The 26294-nt window shown below is 47.0% G+C and carries 27 protein-coding genes and 1 pseudogene; 10 read left to right on the top strand and 18 right to left on the bottom strand.

What is annotated here, in order from left to right; genetic code table 11:
- The first annotated feature begins 165 nt into the window (after window positions 1-165).
- The 9 genes from ureE to ACYQ1O_RS08590 all read left to right on the top strand — a co-directional run bounded on the left by ureE (window position 166) and on the right by ACYQ1O_RS08590 (window position 10368).
- Window positions 166-597: an urease accessory protein UreE gene (gene ureE, locus ACYQ1O_RS08630; protein ID WP_459991259.1), complete on the top strand. Its 432-nt coding sequence runs from the start codon at window positions 166-168 to the stop codon at window positions 595-597.
- A complete protein-coding gene (locus tag ACYQ1O_RS08625; protein ID WP_459991452.1) occupies window positions 587-1261 on the top strand; it encodes an urease accessory protein UreF in 675 nt (224 codons plus the stop codon). The genes ureE and ACYQ1O_RS08625 overlap by 11 nt, the downstream gene beginning before the upstream one ends.
- Before the next feature lie 88 nt (window positions 1262-1349).
- A complete protein-coding gene (ureG, locus tag ACYQ1O_RS08620) occupies window positions 1350-1964 on the top strand; it encodes an urease accessory protein UreG (protein ID WP_459991258.1) in 615 nt (204 codons plus the stop codon).
- Between the two features lie 397 nt (window positions 1965-2361).
- Window positions 2362-2757 carry a peptide-methionine (R)-S-oxide reductase MsrB gene (gene msrB / locus ACYQ1O_RS08615; RefSeq protein ID WP_459991257.1) on the top strand — a complete coding sequence of 132 codons (396 nt, stop codon included), beginning with the start codon at window positions 2362-2364 and terminating at the stop codon, window positions 2755-2757.
- Window positions 2754-4058, top strand: coding sequence for a M18 family aminopeptidase (locus ACYQ1O_RS08610; RefSeq protein WP_459991256.1), 1305 nt, complete (start codon window positions 2754-2756; stop codon window positions 4056-4058). The genes msrB and ACYQ1O_RS08610 overlap by 4 nt, the downstream gene beginning before the upstream one ends.
- Before the next feature lie 106 nt (window positions 4059-4164).
- Window positions 4165-4686 (top strand): YfiR family protein, encoded by a 522-nt coding sequence (locus ACYQ1O_RS08605; protein ID WP_459991255.1) that lies wholly within the window; start codon window positions 4165-4167, stop codon window positions 4684-4686.
- Complete coding sequence (locus ACYQ1O_RS08600) at window positions 4679-7084, top strand: EAL domain-containing protein (RefSeq protein ID WP_459991254.1); 2406 nt, start codon at window positions 4679-4681, stop codon at window positions 7082-7084. The genes ACYQ1O_RS08605 and ACYQ1O_RS08600 overlap by 8 nt, the downstream gene beginning before the upstream one ends.
- The gene (locus tag ACYQ1O_RS08595; RefSeq protein WP_459991253.1) at window positions 7081-9204 is read left to right on the top strand and encodes a TonB-dependent receptor plug domain-containing protein; all 2124 of its coding nucleotides are present in this window, start codon (window positions 7081-7083) and stop codon (window positions 9202-9204) included. The genes ACYQ1O_RS08600 and ACYQ1O_RS08595 overlap by 4 nt, the downstream gene beginning before the upstream one ends.
- A 147-nt stretch (window positions 9205-9351) precedes the next feature.
- Complete coding sequence (locus ACYQ1O_RS08590) at window positions 9352-10368, top strand: glycosyltransferase family 4 protein (RefSeq protein WP_459991252.1); 1017 nt, start codon at window positions 9352-9354, stop codon at window positions 10366-10368.
- A 15-nt stretch (window positions 10369-10383) separates the two neighbouring features.
- Here ACYQ1O_RS08590 and ACYQ1O_RS08585 read toward each other — a convergent pair.
- The 18 genes and pseudogenes from ACYQ1O_RS08585 to ACYQ1O_RS08500 form a co-directional block, all read right to left on the bottom strand.
- Window positions 10384-10925: pseudogene (locus ACYQ1O_RS08585) on the bottom strand (DUF924 family protein).
- 80 nt (window positions 10926-11005) lie between these two features.
- Window positions 11006-12280 carry a phosphoribosylamine--glycine ligase gene (gene purD / locus ACYQ1O_RS08580; protein WP_459991251.1) on the bottom strand — a complete coding sequence of 425 codons (1275 nt, stop codon included), beginning with the start codon at window positions 12278-12280 and terminating at the stop codon, window positions 11006-11008.
- A 110-nt stretch (window positions 12281-12390) separates the two neighbouring features.
- Window positions 12391-12582, bottom strand: a complete 192-nt coding sequence (locus ACYQ1O_RS08575) for a type II toxin-antitoxin system HicA family toxin (RefSeq protein ID WP_459991250.1) — start codon at window positions 12580-12582, stop codon at window positions 12391-12393.
- Window positions 12579-12851 carry a DUF1902 domain-containing protein gene (locus tag ACYQ1O_RS08570; protein ID WP_459991249.1) on the bottom strand — a complete coding sequence of 91 codons (273 nt, stop codon included), beginning with the start codon at window positions 12849-12851 and terminating at the stop codon, window positions 12579-12581. Before ACYQ1O_RS08570 ends, ACYQ1O_RS08575 begins: the two co-directional genes overlap by 4 nt.
- Window positions 12852-12975: 124 nt before the next feature.
- Complete coding sequence (locus ACYQ1O_RS08565; protein ID WP_459991248.1) at window positions 12976-14544, bottom strand: hypothetical protein; 1569 nt, start codon at window positions 14542-14544, stop codon at window positions 12976-12978.
- Window positions 14545-14686: 142 nt separating this feature from the next.
- On the bottom strand, window positions 14687-16246 hold the full coding sequence (gene purH / locus ACYQ1O_RS08560; RefSeq protein ID WP_459991247.1) for a bifunctional phosphoribosylaminoimidazolecarboxamide formyltransferase/IMP cyclohydrolase: 1560 nt from the start codon (window positions 16244-16246) through the stop codon (window positions 14687-14689).
- 54 nt (window positions 16247-16300) lie between these two features.
- Entirely contained in the window at window positions 16301-16585 is a 285-nt protein-coding gene (locus ACYQ1O_RS08555; protein WP_459991246.1) for a helix-turn-helix domain-containing protein, read from the bottom strand.
- The gene (gene dusB, locus ACYQ1O_RS08550) at window positions 16586-17572 is read right to left on the bottom strand and encodes a tRNA dihydrouridine synthase DusB (protein ID WP_459991245.1); all 987 of its coding nucleotides are present in this window, start codon (window positions 17570-17572) and stop codon (window positions 16586-16588) included. It lies immediately after the preceding gene.
- A gap of 75 nt (window positions 17573-17647) precedes the next feature.
- Complete coding sequence (locus ACYQ1O_RS08545) at window positions 17648-18196, bottom strand: hypothetical protein (RefSeq protein WP_459991244.1); 549 nt, start codon at window positions 18194-18196, stop codon at window positions 17648-17650.
- Entirely contained in the window at window positions 18193-18384 is a 192-nt protein-coding gene (locus tag ACYQ1O_RS08540; protein WP_459991243.1) for a hypothetical protein, read from the bottom strand. The genes ACYQ1O_RS08545 and ACYQ1O_RS08540 overlap by 4 nt, the downstream gene beginning before the upstream one ends.
- Window positions 18385-18399: 15 nt before the next feature.
- Window positions 18400-19596 (bottom strand): class I SAM-dependent rRNA methyltransferase, encoded by a 1197-nt coding sequence (locus tag ACYQ1O_RS08535; protein ID WP_459991242.1) that lies wholly within the window; start codon window positions 19594-19596, stop codon window positions 18400-18402.
- Window position 19597: 1 nt separating this feature from the next.
- A complete protein-coding gene (locus tag ACYQ1O_RS08530; RefSeq protein ID WP_459991241.1) occupies window positions 19598-20242 on the bottom strand; it encodes a zinc-ribbon and DUF3426 domain-containing protein in 645 nt (214 codons plus the stop codon).
- Between the two features lie 4 nt (window positions 20243-20246).
- Complete coding sequence (gene prmA / locus ACYQ1O_RS08525) at window positions 20247-21128, bottom strand: 50S ribosomal protein L11 methyltransferase (RefSeq protein WP_459991240.1); 882 nt, start codon at window positions 21126-21128, stop codon at window positions 20247-20249.
- Between the two features lie 162 nt (window positions 21129-21290).
- The gene (gene accC / locus ACYQ1O_RS08520) at window positions 21291-22634 is read right to left on the bottom strand and encodes an acetyl-CoA carboxylase biotin carboxylase subunit (protein WP_459991239.1); all 1344 of its coding nucleotides are present in this window, start codon (window positions 22632-22634) and stop codon (window positions 21291-21293) included.
- Window positions 22635-22652: 18 nt separating this feature from the next.
- Complete coding sequence (accB, locus tag ACYQ1O_RS08515; protein ID WP_459991451.1) at window positions 22653-23087, bottom strand: acetyl-CoA carboxylase biotin carboxyl carrier protein; 435 nt, start codon at window positions 23085-23087, stop codon at window positions 22653-22655.
- Window positions 23077-23535: a type II 3-dehydroquinate dehydratase gene (aroQ, locus tag ACYQ1O_RS08510; protein ID WP_459991238.1), complete on the bottom strand. Its 459-nt coding sequence runs from the start codon at window positions 23533-23535 to the stop codon at window positions 23077-23079. The genes accB and aroQ overlap by 11 nt, the downstream gene beginning before the upstream one ends.
- Window positions 23536-23637: 102 nt before the next feature.
- Window positions 23638-24303, bottom strand: coding sequence for an ABC transporter ATP-binding protein (locus ACYQ1O_RS08505; protein ID WP_459991237.1), 666 nt, complete (start codon window positions 24301-24303; stop codon window positions 23638-23640).
- On the bottom strand, window positions 24303-25094 hold the full coding sequence (locus ACYQ1O_RS08500; protein WP_459991236.1) for an ABC transporter permease: 792 nt from the start codon (window positions 25092-25094) through the stop codon (window positions 24303-24305). Before ACYQ1O_RS08500 ends, ACYQ1O_RS08505 begins: the two co-directional genes overlap by 1 nt.
- Before the next feature lie 381 nt (window positions 25095-25475).
- Here ACYQ1O_RS08500 and ACYQ1O_RS08495 point away from each other — a divergent pair, with 381 nt between their 5' ends.
- Window positions 25476-26282, top strand: a complete 807-nt coding sequence (locus ACYQ1O_RS08495; protein WP_459991235.1) for an AIM24 family protein — start codon at window positions 25476-25478, stop codon at window positions 26280-26282.
- Window positions 26283-26294: the final 12 nt, after the last annotated feature.

Genomic DNA, 26294 nt, shown 5'->3' with positions numbered 1-26294 from the left:
AAATTTTTTGGCAATCATCGCCAAAGACGATAAAGTGCCTTACCGCAACAAAACCAGCAAAGCCCATAGGATTCTGTTATCTGACAGTGTTGCGATGGCAATCGCTGGATTATCAAAATTTACTTTCATAAACATCAACCGAGTGGCCTTTCAAATTCAAACACTATGCTAAAACTAACCGAACTAGCCCCCGCCGATACCCAAGCTGACGACAGCTTGACCTTACCCTTCGAATCCCGCCAAAAAAGCCGCTTACCCGCCCTGACCGATGGCGGCGTGAAAGTCGGTTTGTTTTTGCAGCGCGGCAATTATTTGCGCTCCGGCACGGTGCTGACGGGTAACGAAAAATTTCGAGTGCTGATAAAAGCCGCGCCGGAAACCTTGTCGATTGTCCGCACCGATGATCCTTTGCTGTTCGCCCGCGTCTGTTATCACCTCGGCAACCGCCACATCGCTTTGCAAATTTTGCCTGGCGAATTGCGGTTTTTGAGCGACCATGTCCTCGATCACATGGTCGAAGGCTTAGGTTTAAGCGTCAGCCATGAAGACTTGCCGTTCGAACCCGAAGCAGGGGCGTACCAACATCATGGTCACTGATCTTAGCCTTTTACGCTTGCTGCAATTGGTTAGCCCTGGCTTGCCGATTGGCATGTACAGCTATTCGCAAGGGCTGGAGCGGGCGGTGGACGATGGCTGGGTCAGCACGCCTGATACCGCCCGCGAATGGATAGGCGGCGTGTTGCAAACCAGCATGACCCGCGTGGATGTGCCTGTGTTGTTGCGTTTGTGTAGCGCATGGCAAAACCAAGACCACGCGGAGGTAACACACTGGAGCAAAACCCTAACCGCCTGCCGAGAAACCAGCGAACTCCGCGCCGAAGACCGCCAAACCGGACAAGCCTTGGCGAAATTGCTGATTAAATTGGATATGCCCGAAGCCGAAGCTTGGCAACGCCAATCGGAAGCAACCTTGGCAACCGTGTTCAGCCTAGCCGCCGTGCGTTGGGGTATTGATCCACGCCACGCCGCGATGGGCTATGTTTGGGGCTGGTTAGAAAACCAAGTCTTATGTGCCGTCAAACTCGTGCCGCTAGGACAAGTCGCCGGACAGCAATTATTACAAGCCTTGGCAGCGCAAATCCCCGAGCAGGTTGATGCAGCGGTTTTGTTGGATGATGAGGATATTGGCGGTAGTGCCTTTGGTTTGGCGTTGGCGAGTAGCCGTCATGAGATGCAGTATTCGAGGTTGTTTAGGTCTTAAAAAAGTTAATGGGCGTGCTGTTCTGCCTATCTTGTACATCACAAACGGTGGGCAGAACAGCGTACCCACCCTACAAAAGGAAAATACTATGAATGACAAACCTGTATTAAGAGTTGGTATCGGCGGCCCGGTTGGGTCAGGTAAAACCGCGTTGGTGGATGCGTTGTGCAAACGCATGCGTGACAATTTTGAAATCGCGGTGGTGACGAATGATATTTACACCCGCGAAGACCAGCAGTTTTTAATCCGTAGCCAAGCCTTGCCGGAGGAGCGGATTTTGGGCGTGGAAACGGGCGGTTGTCCGCATACCGCCATCCGCGAAGATGCGTCGATGAACCTCGCCGCTGTCGATGAGTTGATCGAGCGTTGGGATAATCTGGATTTCATCATGGTGGAAAGCGGTGGCGATAACCTGAGCGCGACGTTTAGCCCGGAATTGGCGGATTTGACCATTTACGTGATCGACGTATCGGCGGGTGACAAAATCCCACGCAAAGGCGGCCCTGGGATTACCCGTTCGGATTTGTTGGTGATTAATAAGATTGATCTTGCGCCTTATGTGGGCGCGTCTTTAGAAGTGATGGATCGGGATGCCAAGAAAATGCGCGGCGAGCGTCCGTTTGTGTTCAGTAATTTAAAAACGGGAACGGGGCTCGGTGATATTGAATCTTTTATCATCCAAGCAGGTATGTTGGACGCTTAGGTCAGCTTTTCTAATCTATTAAGCGGCTGTTGGGTTAGCTTGACAGCTGCTTCTTCGAAATTTTCCTGCCTTTTTAAAGCGGATGCTGTTTTCCGCTTTGCTTTTTCATGTCAAAACGCGTTGGTTTTTTAGGAACACTTAAGCTCAAGCGCGATCTTGTGTTTTTTTTGTTAAAAATTGTAAAGTTTTACCCGCAGTTTGAGTTAAAAAGCTGTTGGTTAGAGTAACTGTGCAATAAAATACCCCTCAAATGTGGTTTTTTGTGATTTACTTCACTCAAATTAAGCTCTAACAATTGCCAATTTAGATGGTTTTCATTTGTTGGGGGCTTTGTTTAAGCTATTCTTAAACACAGCCTATGGAAAAATAATTTTAATCTTCAGTGCAGTGAGCAACGATGTTTCAAGAAAATGCTAGCCCGATTGATCCTTCCGAAGAACAGTTAACACCCGAGCAGTATCATATTTGCCGGCTAAAAGGCACAGAGCCACCTTTTAGCGGCAAATATACCGATTGCAAATTGGAAGGCATTTACCATTGCGTGTGTTGTGGCAATGCTTTATTCGCTTCCGAAACGAAATACGACTCCGGCTCCGGCTGGCCCAGTTTTTTTGATGTTTTGTCAGAAGCCAGTGTTGCCGAACATGCGGATAGCAGCTTTGGTATGCGCCGTGTAGAAGTGACTTGCAAACATTGTGATGCCCATTTAGGTCATGTTTTCCCTGATGGTCCGGATCCTACTGGTTTGCGCTATTGCATTAATTCTTTAGCCTTGGAGTTGAAAACCCAATGACAGACGCGTTGCATCAAGCCCAACAGCTGCTCGATTTTATTGATGCCAGCCCCAGTCCTAGCCATGCTGTCAGCGTCATTGTTGAAAAGCTGCTCGCATTTCATTTCATTCCGTTAGATGAAAAGAGCAAATGGGACTTGCAGGCCGGTGGACGTTATTTTGTCGTGCGCGATGATTCGTCGATTGTAATCTTTGTTTTGGGTCATCAAGCCATTGCCGACAGCGGCTTTAAAATTATCGGTGCGCATACCGATTCGCCAGGCTTAAGGATTAAACCGAACATATCTGCTGGTGCAGATGGTTTTTTCCGATTGGGTGTGGAAGTTTACGGCAGCCCTATTTTAGCGACGTTTGCCGACCGTGATCTGAGCTTGGCCGGGCGGATAAGTTATCAGGACGCTGATGGTGGCGTGTCGAGATGTTTAGTTAACTTTGACAGGCCGTTATTGCGTTTGCCCAATCTTGCCATACATTTAAATCGTGGCGTTAATGATGACGGTTTAAAACTGCAAAAACAGATGGAATTACCGTTATTGCTGGCACGGGCCGTGGAGGGGCAATTGCCGCAGGATTATTTCTTGGCGTTATTGGAACAGCAAACAGGCATTGGCAAAGCGGCGATTTTGTCTTGGGAGCTAAATGCCTACGATACCCAAAAAGGGTCGCTTTGGGGGGCGAATAGTGAGTTTTTCAGTGATAGCCAGCTAGATAATCTGGCCTCTTGCGATGCCGCTTTGCAAGCCTTGTTGGATGAAAGTGTGTTGCAATCGGATGCGACCTTGGTGTGCGCGTTTTTTGATCACGAAGAAATTGGTAGCGAAAGCAAGAAAGGCGCAGATGGAAATTTTTTGCCCGATGTCTTGATGCGCATTGGTTATGCGCTTGAAGCGGAGCACGAGGATGTTTCCCGCGCTTTGGCCAATAGCTTTTTAATCAGTGCCGATATGGCGCATGCCTATCAACCTAATTTCCCGAACGCTTACGATGCCGACCACAAAGCCTTGGTCAATAATGGCCCCGTTATAAAAGTTAACGCCAGCCAACGCTACAGCACCGAAAGTTTGTCGGAGGCACAATTTGCCCAGTGGTGCGAATTGGAAAACGTGCCTTACCAAAAATATTCGCACCGTTGCGATTTGCCTTGTGGCACGACCATCGGCCCGATCACTTCGGCAAAATTGGGCATCCGTTCGGTCGATGTCGGCAATCCGCTTTGGGCGATGCACAGCATCCGTGAAAGCGCGGGTGTGTTGGACCATCATTACATGATTAAAGTCATGAGACGTTTTTTCACCAGCTAAAATGCTATGCCAAGTTGTCCTGTCAATCGCTGGTACGGGGTAATTTGCAAGTAAACTTATTTTTAACTTAAGCGTTTTAATGAAAATATTTCGAGCGCCGTGGATATTGCTTATTTTAGGGTGTTTAGGCTTTAGCCAGCAAAGTTACGCTGAGGATGCCAAAACAGTCGAATATAAAATAAAGGCCGCTTATATTTACAACTTTACCAAATTTATCACATGGTTAGACGATGGCTTGCCGGAGTTTAATTTGTGCGTTTTGGGGGTTGATCCGTTTGGTGAAACGATTGTTCCCATAGAGCAACGTACCGTTGCCGAACGTCCTATTCGTATACAAAGATACCCCAGCTTTACAAAATTTTTCAATTCAGGCACGAAAGCGCACTGCCATATTATTTTTATTAGCGCCGCTATTGGTAACCCTTTATTTATTAAAAATGTGGAAAACACGTTGGTGATTGGTGACAGCCCAAACTTTGCTGAAAAAGGCGGCATGATCGGTTTTGTTAAAAATAACAATAAAATTAAGCTGCAGATCAATCTTGATGCCGTAAAACGGGGTGGCCTGAAGGTGAGCGCAAAACTTTTGGAAGTGGCTGAAATCGTCAAGGATGACAATCATGATTAAGTTCTTTAAAAATCTCCCCATTCATCGAAAACTGTTTCTTGCTTTATTTGTTTCCAGCAGCATTTCATTATTTTTTGCCGGTATTTTTTTAGTTTTTTTACAAATTGCTGAGTTTCAAAAATCTACTAAAGAAGACTTTTCAGCACTGGCTACGTTGATTGGTAACCGCAGTACCGCCGCGTTAATGTTTCAAGATAAGGAGATGGCGGAAGAAAATCTTGCTGTCTTAAAAGCTATGCCAGGGGTTGAGAGGGCGTGCATCTATGATTTGGCTGGGGTGCTGTTTGTGCAGCAAGGCAACACTGATAGTTCGCAATGGCAATGCCCGGAAGCTTTACAAAACCAAGGTACACGTTATGAAGGCAACTATTTATATGTTGTTTCGCCCATTATGGTGGATGGCGAAAAACAAGGGGCTGTTTACATATTTGTCGATGTAAAAGCCGATTATGTGCGCGAATTCCAATACACGGCCATTTTGCTGTTTGTATTGGTGACAGTTTCTGTTTTGTCATTTTTTGTTTCTGCACCTTTGTTGAGATTAGTTGCCAAGCCCATTAACCAATTGGCAAATACGGTAAAAACCATTAGTGAAACGAAAGATTATTCGTTACGCGCCGAAAAAATGTTCAATGATGAATTAGGCGTGTTGGTGGATGTTTTTAATGGCTTAATTATTACCGTTGAATCGCAAAACTCAGCTTTAACCCGCGCTAAAGACCGCTATCAGGCTTTATACAATGACAACCCCAGCATGTTGTTCAATGTTTCTGAAAAAGGCCGGATTTATTCGATCAATATCACTGCTGCAGCCCAGTTAAATTTAGATGTCGATGACTTTCAGGGCAATAACATCCTGAACTTTATCCACAGCCAAGATTTGCAATCGATGCATAAATTATTGGCAAACTGCCACCAACAACCTTGGCTAACCCATAAGCAAGAGGTTCGGATGGTGTGTGGTGATGACCGTATATTGTGGGTGCGCATGAGCGGTCGATTGCTTGATAATGACCAAAATGACAACAGCATCCTTTTGGTGTGCGAGGATGTCACCGAAGCCAGGCATCTAGGCGAAAAAGTCGCTTATCAAGCCAGTCACGATGCGTTAACAGGCTTGGCTAACCGAAGTGCGTTTGACAGCTATATTTTAAAAGCAGTGGAATCGGCTCTGCATGAGCAAACCGAGCATGTGCTTTGTTATCTGGATTTGGATCAATTCAAGATAGTTAACGATACCTGCGGACATTTTGCCGGTGATGAATTGCTCAGGCAATTGAGTGATCTATTAAAAAAACTGGTCAGGCATAATGATTTCATCGCGCGCTTGGGTGGCGATGAATTTGGCATTTTGATGTACGACTGTACGTTAAGCCAAGCCTATGTCGGTTGTGAGCATATTCGTGATGTGATTAGGGATTTCCGCTTTGCTTGGGAAGATCGTAGCTTTGCAGTGGGTGTCAGTATTGGCATCACCTCCATTAATGCCCATAGCCGGAATGCTGCCACTATCTTAAAAGAAGCGGATGCCGCCTGTTATGCGGCTAAAGATAAAGGCCGTAACCGTGTCCATGTCTTCCGTCCTGATGACGAGGAACTGGCGTTGCGGCACGGTGAAATGCAATGGGTGACTAAATTGCAACAAGGCTTGGAACAAAACAGCTTTTGTCTGTATGGTCAGCGTATTGTCTCTCTCAATAAAAAAGATGAAGGCCTGCATTTTGAAACCCTGATCCGCTACCGGAACCATCTGGGTGCCATCGTGCCGCCGGGTGCTTTTTTGCCTGCTGCGGAACGGTATAATTTGGCATCCGAATTGGACCGTTGGGTGATTGCCCAATTGTTCTCATGGCTGGCTAACACACCTGGTTTTTTGGAAAAACTTTCGCTTTGCACCATTAACTTATCGGGCTTGTCGCTTTGTGATGAGACGATGTTCAGTTACATTTCCTCGCAATTTAGACGCTGGCATATTCCTACCCATAAAATTTGCTTTGAAATCACCGAAACGGCAGCCATTGCCAATTTGTCCCATGCTACCCGTTTTATCAACCAGTTACGGGATCAGGGATGTTTGTTTTCTTTAGATGATTTTGGCAGCGGACTTTCTTCTTTTGCTTATTTGAAAAATTTGCCGGTCGATTTCCTTAAAATAGACGGCCTGTTTGTTAAGGATATGCTGGTTGATGAGGTTGATATGGCAATGGTTAAGTCAATTAATGAAATCGGACAGATTATGGGCAAGAAAACCGTTGCCGAATTTGTTGAGAATGAAGCTATTTTAAGATTGCTCACCGATATGGGGGTCGATTATGCACAAGGTTATTGCGTTGGGAAGCCAATACCTTTAGATCTGCTCCTTTCAGAGAACAATACCTTTTCTACAAGTATGCAATGAAGAGCCATCTGATAACAGCCAGCCTTTGTTTGCTGACGATCATCTGCCAAAGCACGGTGGTTTTTGCCGATTACTCACGCCAAGACGATTTTTTCTCCATGTCACCCGCCCAGCTGGCAGAAATTTCGGTCACTATTGCTAGCCAATCCCCCAAAACTATCAATCAATCTGCCGCTGTGACCAGTGTTATTACTGCCGAGCAAATCAAGGCGATGGGGGCAACGGAACTGCATGAGATATTGGAGACAGTGCCTGGCATGCATGTCGGTACCCAAACGGGTAATGGCGATTATTATTACAGCTCGCGGGGCATTAATAATGGTGATAATTCGCAAATATTGTTGATGATGAATGGAACGCGAATCACCACGCCTTATCGCGGTTCGCTGATGACAGGTTTTCAGTTGCCGGTCGATGCCATCCAGCGTTTGGAAATTATCCGTGGTCCGGGGTCCGCTTTGTATGGAGCGGATGCTTTTGCCGGTGTGGTGAATATCATTACCAAAAAAGCGGGTGACATGGCTGGCGGCAAATTAGGGGTTAGGGCAGGTAACTGGGATAGCCAGAGCGCTTGGGCGCAACAAGGTGGACAGTGGTCTGGTTGGGATGTCGCGGGTAGTGTGCAGTATCAGCATAGCAATGGTGATACTGGGCAAGTTGTCATCAGCGATGCACAATCTGCATTTGATCAGAAATATGGCGACCACTCCTCTTTGGCTCCTGGTGCTTTGGCTAACCGTAACCAAACTATCAATGCCCATGTGAATATGCAACGTAAACACTGGCAGTTGGGCTTTTGGGGGATCGGTGGTGAAGGTGGTACAAAGGCTGGCTTGGCTGGAGCTTTAGACCCTACCGGCGTTATACAAAACCAACAGTTTTTGGGGGATGTGCGCTTTTCCAGTGAAGACTCTTTTCAAGCGTGGGAGTGGTTGGCGCATTTTAGTTACCTGTATAGCCACGTGGATACGAAGGCACAATTATTTCAGCCGAATTCGAGTTTGTTGGTTGATGGCAATGGTGACCTGATTAGCCGTTTAGATTTTATTCCAGGAAAAAGCTTATTTTTTAGTGCTGGCGCTATTAATCATTCTGGACAAACCGATCAAATCCCTTCGTTTGAATTAAGCTCAATTTATCGGGGCATGGATCAGCATGAAATGCTTTTTAATACAGCTGTTAGGGTTGAAGAAACAACGGTTACAGAGCTTAAAAATTACGGTGATGGGGTATCTTCTTCCGGCGATTTGGTTGATGTGACAGGTACACCCTATGTTTACTTGCCGAATGTCAGCCGGACTGTCACGTCGCTTGCCTTGCAAGATGAATGGAAATTGGCTGAACATTGGCAATTAACCAGTGGTGTACGTTACGACCATTACTCTGATTTTGGTTCTACCGTCAATCCAAGGCTCGCCTTAGTGTGGGACATCTCCACACAACTGACCACTAAAATGCTCTACGGAAGGGCTTTTAGGGCGCCTAATTTTATCGAACAGTATTTGCACCACAATCCTATCGTTATTGGCAATGACCAACTCCAGCCTGAAACAATCAACACCGTTGAATGGGCATTTGATTACCGTCCGAATACAACATTACGTACGGCTGTCAACATTTACTACTATCAAATCGACAACCTTATAGCGGTTGATACGGACGCATCTAAAACCTTTAAATACGAAAATAGTGGCAGCCAAGATGCTTACGGCACAGAGTTTGAGTGGAATTGGGAATTGTCGGAATCGGTGAATTTAGCCGGTAACTATGCTTGGCAGCATGCACGCAATAACTTAAATGGCAGTCGCATAGGTGGTGTGCCGGAACATCATATCTACACCTCATTGCAATGGCATTTTCTTCCGAAGTGGCATATCCAACCGCAGGTTAATTGGGTAGGCAGTCGTATTGACACTTACATACCCAGCAGGACCTTGCCCGATTACGAAACCGTTGATTTCACCCTACAAGGCAAAAAACTGTTTGGCAGGTTGAATGTGGCGGCTTCTTTGAAAAATGCATTCGATAGCCAGCGCCTTGAGTTAGCACCTTTGCAGCACGCCTTAAACCTACCCTTACCGGGCAGAAGCTTTTATTTTGAAGCCAGCGTGGACTTTTAAGGCGATCATTCAGGGGCGTGTTGCATTCACGAATACCCGTTATAGGCGGATAGATGAAAATTTCATCAACATTTCATATTGTAATTATTCGTTCACATTAAAGCTTTATCCTCCAAGCTTTACATAAGAGCATAACTTAATAATAAGATGACATTGAAAATTGCATTTATTACCGATGCCTGGAAACCACAAATCAATGGCGTGGTGACCACCATTGACAACACCTGTAAAGCCTTAAGGGAAGGCGGCGCAGAGGTGTTGATGATTACCCCTGAACAATTCAACACCATACCTTGCCCTAGTTACCCGTCGATCAAGCTGTCTATTTGGAGCTACCCCAAAGTCAAGCAACTGCTGCAAGACTTCTCGCCCGACCACATCCATATTTTCACCGAAGGCCCATTAGGCATGGCGGCACGTAAATATTGCCTAAAAAACCATCTGGCTTTCACCACATCATTCCACACCTTATTTGCCGAATACGTCAATTTGCGCTTTAAAATGCCCGTTGATTGGGGGTATGGCTTGTTGAAATGGTTTCATAAACCTGCCAGCCACATTATGGTAGCCACGCCTTCGGTAGAAGCCAATTTGGTGGCAAAAGGCTTTGAACCCCAAAAAATGAAGCGTTGGAGCCGGGGTGTTGATACCGACCGCTTCCGCCCACGTGACAAAAGCTTTTTGGATTTGCCAAGACCTGTTTCCATGTACGTGGGCAGGGTGGCGATAGAGAAAAATTTGGAAGATTTTCTGTCCTTAGACATCCCCGGCACTAAAGTGGTGGTCGGTGACGGCCCGTCTTTCGAAAAACTGAAGAAAACTTATCCTGATGCGGTGTTTGCTGGCTTTAAAACCGGCGAACCTTTGGCGGAATACATGGCGGCAGCTGATGTGTTTGTCTTCCCTAGCAAAACCGACACCTTCGGCATCGTGATGCTTGACGCTTTGGCGTGCGGTGTTCCGGTTGCCGCTTATCCGGTACAAGGGCCGCTGGACGTCTTAAAAGATAACATCACCGGCTGTATGCGCGAGAACTTGCAAGAAGCCATCATGGGGGCGTTAACGCTATCAACTGAAGGTTGCCGCAACCATGCTTTGGAATACTCATGGCAAAAAAGCTCGGCGCAGTTTAAAGGCAACTTAGTACCGGTTAGGAAAGGTTAATCGGCAGGGTAGGGTTTAAAATGCCGATCCGGGCTGTGTTAAAAAAACTTTTTCTTCTTCTGTAGATGTTCTGCCTAAGAACGGGTTACGGTGTGGGTAACGTCCAAACCGTTCAATAATAGCCTTGTGTTTCAACTCAAATTGCAAAGTCGCGACGTCCATATCCGCTTCAGCAAATAAAACCACCGCCTGTTCGTGAACCTGCAAGGATTCGCTGTGCATAAAAGGCATATACAAAAATGCCCGCATCGTTGGAAGCAATTGCCGATGTGCGCCGATGGCAATCGCTGCTTGGGCGAGAGTTAAGGCTTGAGCATCTTCAGCAAATGCTTGTGGGGAATCCCGATAAATATTGCGGGAAAATTGATCCAATACAATTACTTCCGCCAAACGCCCTAATGGGGTTTGACGCCAGCCAGCTCACCACGACTGGCAGCTTGATGGATATTGAGGAAACGGTTTTTGATGGCGTGGTCAAAAGTCGCATCTTTTTTCCACCAGTCTTCTGGCGAGATTTCCTTGAACCAGAAATCAATAATTGCCGCTTCATCTAGCATGGGTTTCTCATTTAAAGCGATTACGTTTGGACTAAAATAAAAAGGTGGGCAAAACAGCTCTGCCCACCCTACTTATGACTTTACTTAATGGCTTTAAAACCAATATCGGTCCGGCAATACATGCCGTTCCAGCTGATTTTGTCGACCAATTCATAAGCTTTACGTTGCGCGCTGGCGATGTCATCACCTAAGGCACAAGCACACAATACCCGCCCGCCCGACGTGACAATATCATCGCCGACAAGCGCCGTTCCGGCGTGGAAGATTTTGCAATCATCCGTGTCATCTGCCGCCAAACCGGAAATCACCGCGCCTTTTTGGTAAGCATCAGGATAACCGCCCGCCGCCAAGACCACACCCAACGCCGCGCGCTCATCCCAATCGCTAATGGTTTTATCCAATTCGCCTGCCAAGGCCGCCAAGCATAATTCCACTAAATCAGACTTTAAACGCATCATAATCGGCTGGGTTTCGGGGTCGCCGAAGCGGCAGTTGAATTCCAACACTTTAATCGCACCGTTTGGTGAGATCATCAAACCCGCGTACAAAAAGCCTGTGTACGGAATGCCATCCGCCGCCATGCCGTCCAGCGTAGGCATGATGACTTCGCGCATGGTGCGCTCGTGGACGTCGGGCGTCACCACAGGCGCAGGCGAATACGCACCCATGCCACCCGTGTTCGGGCCTTTGTCGCCATTGTCACGGGCTTTGTGGTCTTGCGAGGTTGCCATTGCCAAGGCATGTTTGCCATCGGCGATGACGATAAAACTGGCTTCTTCGCCGACTAAAAATTCTTCGACCACCACACGATGCCCCGCTTCGCCAAAAGCATTACCCGCGAGCATGTCTTCCACGGCATCAATGGCTTCTTGTTCAGTTTGCGCGACAATCACACCTTTGCCCGCCGCCAAACCGTCGGCTTTCACCACAATCGGTGCGCCTTGTTGTTTGATGTAAGCAATGGCTAAGTCTTTGTCGGTGAAGCTTTGGTAAGCGGCAGTCGGGATACCGTGGCGGCTTAAGAAATCCTTGCAAAACGACTTCGAGCCTTCCAATTGCGCCGCCTGTGCGGTCGGGCCAAAGCACTTCAAACCAGCGGCTTGAAATTGGTCAACAATGCCCAACACCAACGGCACTTCGGGGCCAACGATGGTTAAGGCGATGCCGTTGTCTTGGGCGAACACCAGCAACGCCGGAATGTTATCGACCGCAATGGCGACGTTTTCAATGCCCGACTCAGAAGCCGTGCCGGGGTTGCCGGGTGCGACAAAGACTTTAGTGACATTAGGGGATTGGTTGGCTTTCCAAGCAAGGGCATGTTCGCGCCCGCCGCTGCCGACGATGAGGATGTTCATGGATTTAGTTCTCGGGGTTTTATGGGATACGTTTGTGTTTTATGGAGTAAAAAACATGTTTTTAACTCCGCAGATTGAAGGATTGGCTGACATATGAAGCCAATCTTACATTAAAATCGATGTGGAATACCCGCTGCTTTTAAGATGCTATTAGCCGTATGCCTTGATTTACAAGTATGGTTTACCGTTACAGAGACACCCTTTTCTGATGCCCAGATTTCGTGTGAACCTTTGCCAGTGCGGACTAATTTATAACCATGCTTAAGCAAAAGTTCTTTAACCAGTTTTTCGTAACCATTCATACCGCAACAGGTGGTTGAAAAAACGACACATGCGTTCCGGCTTTGGCGTGTAACTTGGGCAGATTCAGCGTAAGCAATTCCGGCACTAAATCCCGCACTTCTTTTTCTAACTCGTCCAAAGTTTCCGCTTCTACCACCAAACCTTTTAAATCAGGGCTGGTGGCGACGTAAACATTGGCTTCGTCGTCATGGATGATTTCAACTTTGATTAACAGCGACAATCCCAAACCTGCAAAGAATGCCGCACAAGGCCAACTTAAACGGTACATGCTGTTCTCCTGAATAATGAAGTTTGAGCATAAATATAAATTTTTTAGGATGGGCTGACGTAAGGAAGCCCATCATTTACAGGATATTTTGATGGGCTTCCCTTCGTGCAGCCCATCCTACAATCTACTTTACGATAACAGCAGTCAGTAATACATTTTCATTCACTTTATTCAACTGTCCTTTGTTTTGTAGTCTGCGCCTTACATCAATAAAACGGGCATCGTTAAAACCAGCTATTTCTTCTCTTACCTGTTTTATGACTATATTGGGCATAACTGGATGGTCATTTTTCCATGTCTCGCGTTTTTTCATATTTTGAAGAATTTCCATAATAGTTTTGTAAACTATTTTTTCTTCATCAATTTTTCGCTTTTCATTTTCTTTTCGTCGTTGTTCTTCAATATTCCTTCGGCTTTCCTCAGCAATTTCTTGTGCAAGTGCTTCCTGTCGTCGCTGTTCTTCCAATTCTTTTGCTTGCATTTCCTGAAGAGCCTTAAATTCTTGAGCTTGTTTCTCCAAAAATGCTTGATGTATTTTTTGCTTTTTTTCTTCTTCTAAAAGCCTTATTGATTCATTCTGTAAAACCAATTCCTCTAAGCCATTACATAATTTACGGCTCGCTTCGTAGAAAATTTTCGCTATTACAAAATAACCAAATTCCTTATTAGTTGTTTGATATTGAATTGAAGCAAATATGTCTAATTCTAAAAAATCACATTCGACTTGATAACCATTTCCGACTGCATATATCAAAACAGATTCAAGTCCGTCAATTTTGTGTTCGATAAAGATTGAATCTTTTCTAGAATAGAAATTTATAGAGTTTCTATATTTTGATTTTACAAACTGCTCAATTCTTTGAAATAGATCACCTTTGAAATGTTGATTTAGTACAAGATCATTTATTTCATTACTAAATTTTGATCTAAAAATTTCGTTTCGCTTTTTCTGTAATTCAATTTCTCTAGCTTCTTCTTTTTTCGCAAGAATTGCTGCTCTCTTTGCCTTTTCTTGTTCCATATTTAAAGCTTCTTGGTGGTATTGCTCATGTTTGACATGGTATAGCCACTTTACGGATTTTTCTTTTAGATACAGCCTTTGCGTGAAATATTTTTCCAAATCGTCTGCAGTTGCCGTTCTGGAAAATTTGGATAAATCTATTTCAATTGCTGAAACATTATGTTTTTTTAGGCTTTCAATTTTTTCCTTCTCAGATGGATGGGAAACAGCAATTTCAATAAATAGGCGATGGTTTCCAAAATAAGCAATTAAATCAGGCTTTATATCTCCATGTCCTTGGCTTGTGTTTGTAACGTTTTCGTTATGAATAGAATCGAATGTAATGAAACGCTGTTTTTTAATAGTGTGGGTTCTTATACCTTTGCCATTATGCTTTATGACGTTCACTTCATAAGCTGGCAACACAATCGATTTCAATTTTTCGATAATATCTTTTGCATGAAAATGAATGGCAGTTTCTTCAGATGCTTTACAAGCTAAAATTTCTCTATCATTTTTGATGCTGTGATGCCTGAAATGAGGTCTGTATTTATTACCCTCTTTTTTAATTGCTTGCAAAGATGATTTGCAATCCAAGCAAATACAATTACATGCCAGACCGTTAGCAACATCAATATCTGTCACTCTAACGACCTTTCCATCTTTTAAACCGTGACCTAATTTAATGCCCATTTGATTTGATGGGTGATAAGTTTCTGAAATTTCCTTGAGTTTTTACATCCGCCGATTTATGGAGTCAAAAATATATTTTTTGACTCCGTGTCAATTTACTTAGTGGTTGAAATACTTAAATTCGGAAAAATTACGTTATTTATCAATGCCTAAAATGCCGCATCCCAGTAAACACCATCGCAATCCCATGCTCATCCGCCGCCGCAATCACTTCCGCATCGCGCATTGATCCGCCTGGATGAATAATAGCGGTCACGCCCGCAGCGGCGGCAGCATCTATGCCATCACGGAAAGGGAAGAAGGCATCGGAGGCTAACGCAGAACCTTGCACGACCAAGCCTTCATCAGCGGCTTTAATGCCCGCGATTTTTGCCGAATACACGCGGCTCATTTGGCCTGCGCCGACACCGATGGTTTGCCCGTTTTTGCAGTAAACAATGGCGTTGGATTTGACGAATTTGCCGACTTTCCACGCGAATAGCATATCCGCCAGTTCTTGTTCGGTTGGGGCGCGTTGGCTGACGATTTTTAAATCGGCGGCGGTAATTTTGCCTTGGTCTTTGTCTTGCACCAGCAGGCCGCCTGCGACGCGTTTGAAATCTAAAGATGCGGCTTCGTGTTCTGCCCACACACCGCATTCCAAAACGCGGATATTTTGTTTGGCAGCGAGTACGGTTTTGGCGGCTTCGCTAACAACTGGTGCGATGATGACTTCGACAAATTGCCGTCCGATAATTTCGGCGGCAGTGGTTTCGTCCAGTTCGCGGTTGAAGGCGATAATGCCACCGAATGCGGAAGTCGGGTCGGTTTGGTAAGCCAAGTTGTACGCGCCTAAGTTGTCATCGGCTTGCGCAACACCACACGGGTTGGCATGTTTGACGATGACGCAGGTGGGTTTGGCGGTGAAAGCTTTCACGCATTCCAAGGCCGCGTCGGCATCGGCGATGTTGTTGTACGATAACTCTTTACCTTGCAATTGTTTGGCGGCGGCAATGGTGCCGGACGCGGGGGCTTTTTCGCGGTAGAAGGCGGCGTTTTGGTGCGGATTTTCGCCGTAACGCAAGGCTTGGTGGTGTTCAAATTGCAGGTTTAAGGTGTCGGGGAATTGCACGCCGTTGAGACCGCTTAAGTAGGCCGCGATTTGGGTGTCGTAGCTGGCGGTGTGGGCGAAGCATTTTACCGCTAAGTTAAATCGGGTTGCGCCGCTCAGTTGGCTGTCGCTGCCGTGTAATTCGGAGAGGATAAAACCGTAATCGTCTGGGTTGACGACCACGGCAACGTCGGCGTGGTTTTTGGCGGCGGCGCGGAGCATGGTCGGGCCGCCGATGTCGATGTTTTCAATCGCTGTTTCAAAATCGCAATCCGGTTTGGCGATGGTGGCGGCAAACGGGTACAAATTCACAACCACCATATCAATGGGTTTAATGCCGTTATCTGCCATGATGGCATCGTCTATACCGCGACGGCCTAAGATACCGCCATGCACTTTTGGGTGCAGGGTTTTCACGCGCCCGTCCATCATTTCTGGGAAGTCGGTGTAGTCGGAGACTTCGGTGGCGGGAATGTGGTTTTCCGTCAGGGTTTTGTAAGTGCCGCCTGTGGATAGGATTTCGATGTTTAAGTCAGTTAATGCGCGGCAAAAATCGACAATACCGGATTTATCGGAAACGCTGATGAGCGCACGGGTGATTTTTTTGTTCATGCTTGTGATTAATAATTGGAAAGATGAAGGCTCAGTCAATGCGGACTCTAACGTTTAAGATAGTCCGTACTGTTCGAGTTTTTTGCGAAGCGTGCTGCGGCTTAGCCCCAAGGCTTTGGCGACTTTGGTTTGGTTATGTCCATAGTGGGCCAGTGCCGCTTCCAATAAAGGCTTTTCGACGGCACTGATAATCATGGCGTGCAAGCCAGTGGTGTCATGACCGTTCAGTTGTAAAAAATAAGCGTCAACGGTCTGCTTAACAAATGCCGATAAAGGCACTGCGTCGTCCGAGTGGCTTATTTTGATAGGTTCAGCGTTGGGGGTCTGATGCGTATCCATTTATGATCCAGAAAAGCCATTTGTTAAAAAATAAAATACCGCACCGACCCGTGCAATTTGCTGGGATGGTGTGGAGGCTTGGTTGATTCGGTCTTTGTCGTCCTGGCGGGCGGGGGGTGATTGCTTTAGGTACCAGGCAATGTGCTTCCTGGCTATTCTAACACCGCTGGTGTCGCCGTAAAAGCGGTATAGGTTTTCTAAGTGGCCGGTTAAGGTTTGCTGGATTTCCGTGATGGATGGGCCAGGCAAGTGTTCGCCCGTACTTAAAAAATGCAGGATTTGCCCGAACAGCCAAGGGTTACCTTGGGCGGCGCGACCGATCATGATGGCATCGGCGTCGGTGTTTTGCAAAACCTGCAAGGCTTTGGCTGGCGAGTCTATATCGCCATTGGCTATCACTGGAATGTTGACCGATTGCTTAACGGCTTTGATGGTGTCGTATTCGGCTTGCCCTTCAAATTTGCAGGCACGGGTGCGTCCGTGGATGGTGAGTGCGGCAATGCCGCTGGCTTCGGCAATTTGTGCAATGGTGACAGCATTGCGGTGTTGGGTATCCCAACCGGTGCGGATTTTTAAGGTGACTGGGACGTCCACGGCGTTGACGACAGCCTCCAAAATACGCTTTACCAAGTCCTCGTCTTTTAATAGGGCGGAACCTGCCGCAACGGAGCAGACTTTTTTGGCTGGGCAACCCATATTGATGTCGATGATTTGCGCGCCGCGTTGGGCGTTGAGTTTTGCCGCTGCCGCCATTTCGCTGGGGTCAGTGCCTAGAATTTGTACCGAACGTAAGCCTGTTTCACCGTTATGGTCAGTTCTTTGCAGGGATTTTTTGTGGTGCAGCAGGGCAGGGTTGGAGGCGACCATTTCCGAGACCGCCAAACCGGCACCGTTGCGGATGCAGATTTCCCGAAAGGGTCGGTCGCTGACCCCAGCCATCGGGGCGAGTATCAAGGGATTGGGGAGTTGATGTGGGCCAATTTGCATTGCTGTTTACGTTTGAAAAAGGCACACATCATATCAAAAAAACGACTGGCGACCCAGTCGGGAGCGAGCTGATAATTAGTTTTTAGGCTCTTGATTTTCGGTGTTTTCGTTCCAAATCGGGTTGTTAAAGTCATCGGGATGCATTTGGGCGGCATCATGCGGGTAGATATGCCAGAACGATTGGTCAATTTTGGCGTCGCTGTAATTTTCTTTCTTCTCGTGACCAAACGGACACCACCAGTTTTCCACCAATTTCACCAAGTAGGTATGCCATTCAAACAGGGCGACGCTATAAGGGCAGTACCATGTGCAGTTTAGTAGCCAGAAGACTTTTGATTGCGATACGGCTGGCTGGAAGGTGGGGGTCATCGTGATTTGGCTTTTGAGGTCATAGCGGTGGCTGGCGCGGTCAGGGATAAAGTCTTGGTATTTTTTGAGGTTGGTCGCGCCGCTCATGCGCAAATGGAAGTAGGTGAGGTAAGCGCTGGCAAAAACAAACGGTAGGGTCAGAATAGGCAAGTAAATTAACAACATACCGCCATTGCGGACTAAGAACGGCATTTGTTCGTAGTTTTTGCCAATATCCACTCGATGGGCACTGGCGCAGGTTTCACAGGCTTTCATTTAGGGTTCTCCTCGTTTTGTTTTAGTTGTTGGTTTTGGGGTGAATCAGGATAAAGCAATTGGAATATGCTTAGGCAACCGCCGCAGCAAAAATGATGTACGCCACTATTGCCGACCAAGCTAAAGCCTTTAATTTCAACTTTTTGGCTACATAGGGCGCAAAGTTCGATGTGGACATCTGTGGACATAACACGGCTGCTGATTTATAGGCTTGATGTTACCGAGCAAAAATAGGTTTTCAAGTATTCCGTTTCGGGGGCGGCAGGATCAATTGGGTGGTCTGGCCCTTGTCCGCCGCTGGCAAAAAACACCAAGTGACGGTCGATGTGTTTGCCGGAAGACCGTAATATCTCATGTAGGTTTTCCTTGCTTAAATGGTGCGAGCAAGATGCAGACACCAAGATACCATTTTTTGCCAAAACTTGCAGGGCAAGATGGTTAAGCCTGCGGTAGGCTTCGTAACCTTGTTTGAAGTCTTTTTTGCGTTTGATGAGTGCGGGCGGGTCGAGGATGATGATGTCAAACTGTTGATTGTCAAGGCGTGCATCCTTTAAATAATCAAAAACATCGCTACGGATGAATTGCATGCTGCCGCTGACTTGGTTAAGCGCGGCGTTTTCTTGCGCCAAGGCCAGCGCCGATTCTGAGGCATCGACGCAGACGACTTCAGCTGCACCAGCCATGGCTGCGGGCATGGCCCATGCACCGGTATAGCAAAACAAATCCAGTACCCGCAGGCCTTTTGCAAAGCTTGCCAATTGGGCGCGGCTGCTGCGGTGGTCGTAGAACCAGCCGGTTTTTTGCCCGTTGAGAATGTCGATTTTAAATTGGGCACCATTTTCTTCAATGATGAGCGTTTCTGGCAGTTGCCCGTAGGCGACTTCCGATTCTTGCCCTAAGCCTTCTTGTTGCCGCTGCCCGCTGTCGTTTTTGAGGACGATAGCCGTGGGTTCAAACAGTTCGACCAGCGCGTCTATCAATATTTGTTTGCGTTGTTCGATACCAGCGGTGGTGATTTGTACCGAAAACACATCGCCAAAGCGGTCAATGACCAAACCAGGCAGACCATCGCTTTCGCCGAACACCAGCCGGTAATAGGTTTTGTCGAACAGCTTTTCGCGTAATGTTAAAGCTGTGCTGATGCGCTCCTTAAAGAAATTGCTGCCGCATTTTAGGTTGGCTTTTCTGGAGAGCAGACGCGCGCAAATCAGCGCTTGCGGGTTGATGTAGGCGGTACCTAAGGCTTTGCCATCATTGCCGCACACTTGTACCAAATCACCGGCATTGAAGCTTTCCAACGGCGAGCGTTGGGTGTCGACTTCGTTGCTGAATACCCAGCAATGGCCTTTGCGTAGGCGTTTGTCTTCGTTTTTCTTTAGGTAGAGCTGTGGGTATGCCATGTTAGTAGGTCAGTTCAAGGTTGTAGCCGCCAATTGGGGCTTGCGTGGCGGCGATATCCAAATGGATGGTCAGGCTAGTGTCAGGGGCTATGGGTTTTTGATGAATGCCCGGAAAATAGTCTTGTGGGGTAAATTGCCGGTAGCTAAAGGCTTGTCCGGTGTAGTCCAGTAACGTCAGGATGATTTTTGGGTTGGCTTGTTCAAAAGCCGCACGGTTGCTGATGACAGTGTTCAGTTGGTAATGCTGTTCTCCAGCTGGTGTCAGCGAACCTGCCAAGACGACCAGTTCGTTAATATTTTGGTAGGCCGGAAGCTTGCACGCCAGTTTTTTGCAGGCACTTAACAGGATGGGGCGGAATTTAGGATGTTGAGTTAGCCCATAGCCTTCAAAGTACAAAAACTGGCTTATCAATAGTAAACCGCTAAGTAATGCGCCGATTTGCCAAAGTGCTTGGGGTGGTTTCGATACGGGGGGGTGTTCCCAGGGCAGTTCGGTGTTTTCATCGGTCGCTGTCGTTTCGCTGAGCAATTCTAAGGCATCAAAGCGAATGGCGCAGTAAGGGCAATAGGCAATCGCCCGGTTTAGCCGCAGTTGTTCCACGGTGATGGTTTGGCTGGCACGGCAATTCGGGCAGGCGGTGTACATGGCGCTAACGCATGTTGCCGTCCAGCCTAATCCAGTCTTCTTGTTGCGTGGGGCTGGTAAATGCGATGCTGGTTTGGTAGCTGCTGATGACGGCATCGGCTTGTTCAGCCAAAATGCCGGATAACACCAGCTGTCCATCTTCCCCAACCAAACTGATAATGTTGGATGACAGATCAATGAGCGGTTTGGCTAAAATGTTGGCGAGAACAACATCGGCTTTTCGGGGCGTAAATTGTTCAGGAAGATAACAATGGATTTTATCGGTGACGTTGTTTTTTAACGCGTTATCTTGGGTGGCGGTTAGTGCTTGTGGATCGATGTCGATGGCATGGGCTTCTTTTGCGCCCAGCAAAACCGCTGCAATCGCCAAAATGCCGGATCCACAGCCGAAATCAATCACGGTTTTGCCCGCCAAATCATGGCTCGCCAACCATTCCAAACATAATGCGGTGGTCGGGTGCGTACCTGTGCCAAAAGCCAAGCCAGGGTCTAAGGTAAGGCAGACGGTATGGTCTTCCTGTTGTTCTTGACCGGTTGGGCAAACCCAAAGTTTGTCGGCAAACTTCATCGGTTGGTAATATTCCATCCACGCCCGCTCCCAGACTTGATCTTCTACCGGTTCATAATGCCAAGTTTGCAAAAGCGAGTGGTCAAAACGGGCGTAGACTTGCGTTTTGACTTGCTCGGGATCCGCCGCGTCCAGCTCAAATAAGGCGATGACTTGGGTGTTGCTCCAGATGACGGTTTGGCCTATTGCTGGCTCATAAACCGGCTCGTCTTCGGCATCCATGTAGGTGACGGAAACGGCGCCTAAGTCGCTGAAAAAATCAGCCAGCAACGGGGCGGTGTCTTCATTGGTGATAACGGAAAATTGATGCCAAGCCATAAGAGGTTGCTACAAGGGGGTGGATTGGCGCTTGGTGTTAAGAACGCCAAGAGCAGGGCTAATGTGAACAGATTTTAAGGCAAAGGGCTTGCCATTAGGTGCTTGTTGGAAAACAACGGTCAGTTTGGATGGCTGAGAAAAATCCAAACTGACCGTATGGCATTAGTAAATGCCTAGTTTTTTCTCCAAATAATGGATGTTTTGCCCGCCAGCGGCAAAAGCCGTGTCATTCATGATGTCTTGCTGCAACGGGATATTGGTTTTGATGCCGTCGATGATGATTTCACTGAGTGCGGTGTTCATACGGGCAATCGCGCTTTTGCGGTCTTCTCCGTGGGCAATCAGTTTACCGATCATGGAATCATAATAAGGCGGTACTTTGTAGCCGTTGTAAATATGCGTTTCGCAACGGATACCTGGGCCACCCGGCATATGGAACTGGTCAATTTTGCCAGGGCAGGGCATGAAGGTTTTAGGGTCTTCAGCATTCAATCGGCATTCGATGGCATGACCGGTCATTTTGACTTGATCTTGGGTGATCGACAAACGCTCGCCAGCGGCAATTCGCAGCTGCTCTTTGACGATGTCAAACCCCGTAACCATTTCCGTAACAGGATGCTCAACCTGAACACGGGTGTTCATTTCAATGAAGTAGAACTCGCCTTTTTCGTACAAGAATTCGAATGTACCCGCACCTAAATAACCAATATCAACACAGGCTTTGGCGCAACGCTCGCCAATAAACTTACGTTGTTCTTCGGTGATGCCGGGTGCTGGCGCTTCTTCCACCACTTTTTGGTGACGGCGTTGCATAGAGCAATCACGCTCGCCCAAATGGATGGCGTTGCCGTGGCTGTCAGCCATGACTTGAAACTCGATGTGACGAGGGTCTTCCAAAAACTTTTCCATGTATACGGTCGGGTTGCCAAACGCGCTGTTGGCTTCCGCTTTGGTCATGGCAATGGCGTTGATTAAGGCCGCTTCGGTATGTACGGTACGCATGCCGCGTCCACCACCACCGCCCGCTGCTTTGATGATGACCGGATAACCGATTTCCTGCGCCAATTTTAAGTTGGCTTTGGGGTCGTCAGAGAGCGGGTCGTTATTGCCGGGTACACAAGGGATGCCGGCTGCGATCATAGCGTTTTTAGCGGAGATTTTGTCGCCCATCATGCGGATGGTGTCAGCGTTAGGGCCAATAAAAACAAAACCGCTTTTTTTGACTTTTTCAGCAAAATCAGCATTTTCTGACAAGAAACCATAGCCGGGGTGAATGGCTTCGGCATCAGTCACTTCTGCTGCGCTGATAATGGCAGGGATGTTCAGGTAGCTATCTACAGAAGCTGCAGGGCCAATACAGACGGACTCGTCAGCTAAGCGCACGTGTTTTAAGTCACGGTCAGCTTCGGAATGCACAGCAACGACTTTAACGCCTAATTCACGGCAAGCACGCAGAATACGTAAGGCAATTTCGCCACGGTTGGCGATGACTATTTTCTCGAACATGGGCTTTCCGTTTGCGTGTTATTCAATGACGAATAATGGCTGTCCATATTCGACAGGATCTGAGTTCTCAACCAAAATTTTTGTCACCACACCGCTTTTGTCGGCTTCGATTTGGTTAAGAATTTTCATGGCTTCGATAATGCACAAGGTTTCACCGGCTTGAATGGACTGGCCTACCTCAACAAATGATTTTGAACCAGGTGATGCTGAGCGGTAGAACGTGCCTACCATTGGCGATTTGACGATATGGCCTGAGATGGGGGCGTCACTTGCTGGTGTTGTTGCTGCTGGCGCGACAGCGGCAGGGGCTGGCATCGATGGCGGTGCATAAGCTGCAGGGGCAGCGGAATAGCGGCTAATGCGGATGGCCTCTTCACCTTCTTTTATCTCGATTTCGGCAATGCCGGATTCTTCAATGATTTCGATGAGTTTTTTTATTTTTCTAATATCCATTGTCATTTCTCTTGCCTAATATCTGATGAGCCGCTTGTAGTGCCAGCTCGTAGCCTGTTGCGCCTAGTCCGCAGATGACGCCTTTGGCTACATCTGAAAAATAGGAATGTTTCCGAAAAGGTTCACGTGCATGAACGTTTGATAAGTGAACTTCAATAAAAGGTATTTGCGTTGCCAGCAGTGCATCGCGGATGGCGACACTGGTATGGGTGAAAGCTGCCGGATTGATGATAATAAAATCAACTTTATTAAAATAAGCTTGGTGGATTAGTTCGACAAGTTCATGTTCCGCATTGCTTTGGTGGAAATCAAGCTGATGGTTGAATGCAGCCGATTGTGTCAATAAAGCTTGCTTGATACCGTCTAAAGTTTGCGTGCCGTATAGGCCTGGTTCACGGACGCCCAGCAAATTCAGATTCGGTCCATTCAATACGGAGATATACGCCATTACCTTGTTCGCCCAATTCGTCTACAAGCATTTTAGCCGACAATTTTGCCTAAATTGTCGAATTTTGTCCAGATATTATGCGTTTTTATAAACCAACCCTTTTTATTTTGGAAGACTGTCCCGGTAAGCTTTTAACGCGTCGTTAATGTCATCAAACCAATGGGCTTTACCGTTGTTTAACCATATGCCGGCTTCGCAAAACTGCCTAAGTGTTCCTTCCCCATGCGAAACCATAATAATGCTGGCTTTTTCGGAAAGATTTTTAAATGCCTTGTTGGCTTTTTCTTTAAATGCGGCATCACCGGCTGCGGTTACTTCGTCTGAAATGTAAACATCGAAATCAAAGGCCAGCGATAAGCCAAATTGCAGACGTGAACGCATACCTGAAGAATAGGTTTTAACAGGCCTATCAAACGCTTCACCTATTTCGGCAAAGTCTTGGATAAAGGCTAGGCGGTCCTCAATGTCATCTTCACGACCATGAATACGGCAGACAAATTTGGCATTTTGGCGACCTGTTAAACCCGCTTGAAGGCCACCACCAAAACCCATGGGCCAAGAAACCCTACAGTATCTTTGAATAGTGCCTTTGCTAGGATTGTCAACACCACCAATTAAACGTAACAAAGTTGATTTGCCGGCCCCATTACGACCCACTAAGCCGACACTCAGATTGTTTGGAATGGTAAACGAGACGCCTTTTAAAACCCATTGACCGGGGCCGTGTTCGGTTTGGTAACGTTTATGGACATCATCAACAATAATCATTATTTGCCTATCAGGTATTCAAAACGCCTATGCAGTGCCAAACCAATAAAAATGGTCACCAAATCGGCACTATATAGGTAGTTTAAGTCGAGTTCTGGAATGGTGTGGTAATAGGTTGACATGGCTTGCCGCGCCGTCTCAATACCGTGGACGATGGGGTTGTAAGACAAGTAATGCCGATAAGGTTCAGGCACGTTTGAAATGGGGATAATAACGCCTGATAGCATGTAAGCCGGTGTCATCAGAAGGTTGATGATATGGTCCGAGTCGGGCGCCAACTGAATGCAAACGGAAGTGATTAAGCCAAAGCCGAGGCCAAACAACCATATGCCAAAAAAAGCCAGTATTAGGCTTAAAAAGTCATTGGGCATAAAATCGACACCAAACAACGAGGCGGCGGCAACCACAATAAAACCGATGATAGTCATTAAAAAAGCTTCTAAACAAGCCCTGCTAATAACCGTGTCTATGGGTTTGACTTGGCGATAGGTGAACAGCTGTTTATTAGGGGTAATGCCGTTTTTGGTTTGTGTGGCGGTTCTTTTAAAGGTAAAAAAGAAAATCAAACCAACCAGCAACCAAACCACTATATTAATGCCACCCACTGTGCGCATGCGCATAACGGTGAAAATAAAAAGCAAAAATGACATGTGGAAGATCGGCTCAAATAACAGCCACAGCCAAGCAATGCGGCTACCGGTCAGGCGGCTTAATGCTTCCCTTAAAAAAAGGGCTTTCCATGTTGATAGGGTGATTTGCAGCGGTGTGCGATTTAAATACGAGTTTTGCATGATTTAAGCCAGCAATTAGAAGCGTTAAACAACAATGGAGCTTTGCATTACCGGACACTCCGATTCGTCAATGCCATTTTGAATATGCAAGCAAATGCACGGTAAATTGATAGAAATACACTTTTAAAGTGAATTATTGGTTAAATCATTGTCCAGCCAACAAAATCATACTATCACGACTAGGGAATTGACGGCAAACCGGGCGGCAGTCAAAAGCAGAAGAATTGATGGGTTAGCGGTAAGGTCAAAATATTGGCGCTTTATCCTTAAGTCTTGATAAAAAAAAACAATAGCTGACTATACTCTGTGCGCCCCAAGACGGGCGAAGGGGTGTATTTTATCAATAGACTTTGCCAATTTAAGCTATAGGAAAAACTCAATATGACGAACATCACCTACACCATTGAAGGCTCTGATATGCAATATGTGGAAGTCATATTGCCTGCTTACGCATCGATTGTTGGCGAACAAGGGGCAATGATGTATATGGACGACACCATTCAAGTGACAGCTGTTTTGGGTGATGGCTCGCCCTCCCGTTACGGTGCGCTGGGGCGTTTTTTCAAAGCTTTTAAACGCTCATTGACAGGCGAATCCTTATTTAGCAGCCGCTATTTCAACAGTGGCCTGAAGCCGCAGCGGGTCGCCTTTGCCGGCTCCAGCATCAGCAAAATTGTCGCGATTGATTTGGACGAAGTCGGCGGCGAACTCATTTGCCAAAAAGGCGCGTACTTGGCGGGGCAGGAAGGCATTGAGATTAAATTGGCCTTCCAAAAGCGCCTTCGGGTGGGTTTCTTTGGTGGTGAAGGTTTTATCATGCAGCGCATCACCGGCAAAGGCCTGGTCTTTATCAACGCCAGCGGCGCATTGAAGGAAATGGTGCTGGCGCCTGCGCAAAACTTGCAGGTCGATAGCGGGTGTCTGGTGGCATTAAGCCCGACAGTCACTTACGAAATCAAATACGCAGGCAAAATTAAAACGGCCTTATTTGGCGGCGAAGGTTTGTTTTACGCCAATTTGGTCGGCCCCGGAAAAGTGTGGATGCAATCCTTGCCGGAACGCCGCTTGAGCATCGAGCTGATGAAAATGGCAACTTTGGGTTCAACCAAAGGCATAACGGGGAAAGTCTATCTGTTGGTGGTGATTGCCATCGCCATCATTTCATTTTTAGCGGAAATCAAAAAATAACGGATAAGCCTT

This window comes from Methylosoma difficile (assembly GCF_054657615.1).
This window is presented reverse-complemented; position numbering and strand designations above follow the sequence as displayed.